The sequence below is a fragment of the Streptomyces luteosporeus genome (assembly GCF_039532865.1).
GTDB classification, from domain to species: Bacteria; Actinomycetota; Actinomycetes; order Streptomycetales; family Streptomycetaceae; genus Streptomyces; species Streptomyces luteosporeus.
In genome coordinates this window covers 1-1,391 of record NZ_BAAASL010000047.1, presented here as the reverse complement: position 1 = coordinate 1,391, position 1,391 = coordinate 1, and the positions used below count along the sequence as shown (strand labels likewise).

Annotated in this window: 2 protein-coding genes; one reads left to right on the top strand and one right to left on the bottom strand. The window is 55.3% G+C overall.

What is annotated here, in order from left to right; translation table 11 throughout:
* Positions 1 to 655 (bottom strand): IS91 family transposase (locus ABD361_RS30295; protein WP_344440175.1); only part of this gene is annotated, 655 nt, incomplete at its 3' end.
* Positions 656 to 908: 253 nt separating this feature from the next.
* Here ABD361_RS30295 and ABD361_RS30290 point away from each other — a divergent pair.
* On the top strand, positions 909 to 1,391 hold a 483-nt coding region (locus tag ABD361_RS30290), incomplete at its 3' end, for a recombinase family protein (RefSeq protein ID WP_425583371.1).

Here is a 1,391-nt window from a genome sequence, read left to right as displayed (position 1 = left end):
GACAAAAGGCTGCCTCATCGCTAACTTTGCAACAGTGCCCCTCTGACCACGCTTTCAGAAGCAGCTGCCGCATATTCCACATCCACCGTGAACGCATCGCGTCTTTCAGGAAGCTCAGCTTTTTCCACTGACCATGCTTATTCAGACCTCCACAGGTTACAGACACATGTACATGCGGATGCCAGTTGAGACGACGGCCATACGTGTGGATGGCGCAGAAGATACCGGGTTCCAGCCCCCGTTTTCGGGCGGCATACAGCAGATTCTCCACCGCCAGACGGCACACGTCATTCAGCAGCCAGCGGTTGCTTTCGAACACCGGCCACAGCGTGTCCGGCAGGGTGAAGACCAGATGTACCCAGTCGCAGTCAGGAAGACGATTCAGCTGTGTTGCTGTCCACAGGTCTGTGGCCTTCTTTCCGCAGGACGGGCAGGCACGGCTGCCGCATGAGTTGGTCAGGTACTTTACGTGCTGACAGTCCGGGTTATCACACCCGAACTCTTTTACACCCAGTATCCGTGTGCCGCAGGCCAGCATTTTGGTGACGGCTTCAACCTCGATATCGCGCAGACCGCCCGCATCCAGGAAGGACGTCCAGCACTGGTTGGCTGTGAACAGACGTTTCAGAGGGCGGGGAGTAAAACCGGACAACATGAGGATGGATTAAACCCCGGTATCCTGTAGCAGGGTAAGGGCTGCTGTATCGCCACGGCGCTTCAGGATGGAGGTCGTCACCATCGCAGGTGGTGGGTCCATGGGTTTGAGCATTTTCATCCAGTCCCATTCTCGTTGTGAGAGCTTCTCAGCACCAACAGAGAGCAGAACTGTATCGATACTTTTGCGGGTCAACATAAGGGGATGAGTCCTTAATAAAACAGGTCCTCAGAGCATACATATTCTGCGGGGCGTGCGGCAACAACAGGACGAACCGGGGCGGTTTTCAATTTGCAGCCGCCAGGCTGCCGTGGTTCATCTTCAGGTCAGAGCACTCAAAGACGCAGGTGTGAAAGCAAACCGTATATTTACCGATAAGGCATCCGGCAGTTCAACAGATCGGGAAGGGCTGGATTTGCTGAGGATGAAGGTGGAGGAAGGTGATGTCATTCTGGTGAAGAAGCTCGACCGTCTTGGCCGCGACACCGCCGACATGATCCAACTGATAAAAGAGTTTGATGCTCAGGGTGTCGCGGTCCGGTTCATTGATGACGGGATCAGTACCGACGGTGATATGGGGCAAATGGTGGTCACCATCCTGTCGGCTGTGGCACAAGCTGAACGCCGGAGGATCCTAGAGCGCACGAATGAGGGCCGACAGGAAGCAAAGCTGAAAGGAATCAAATTTGGCCGCAGGCGTACCGTGGACAGGAACGTCGTGCTGACGCTTCATCAG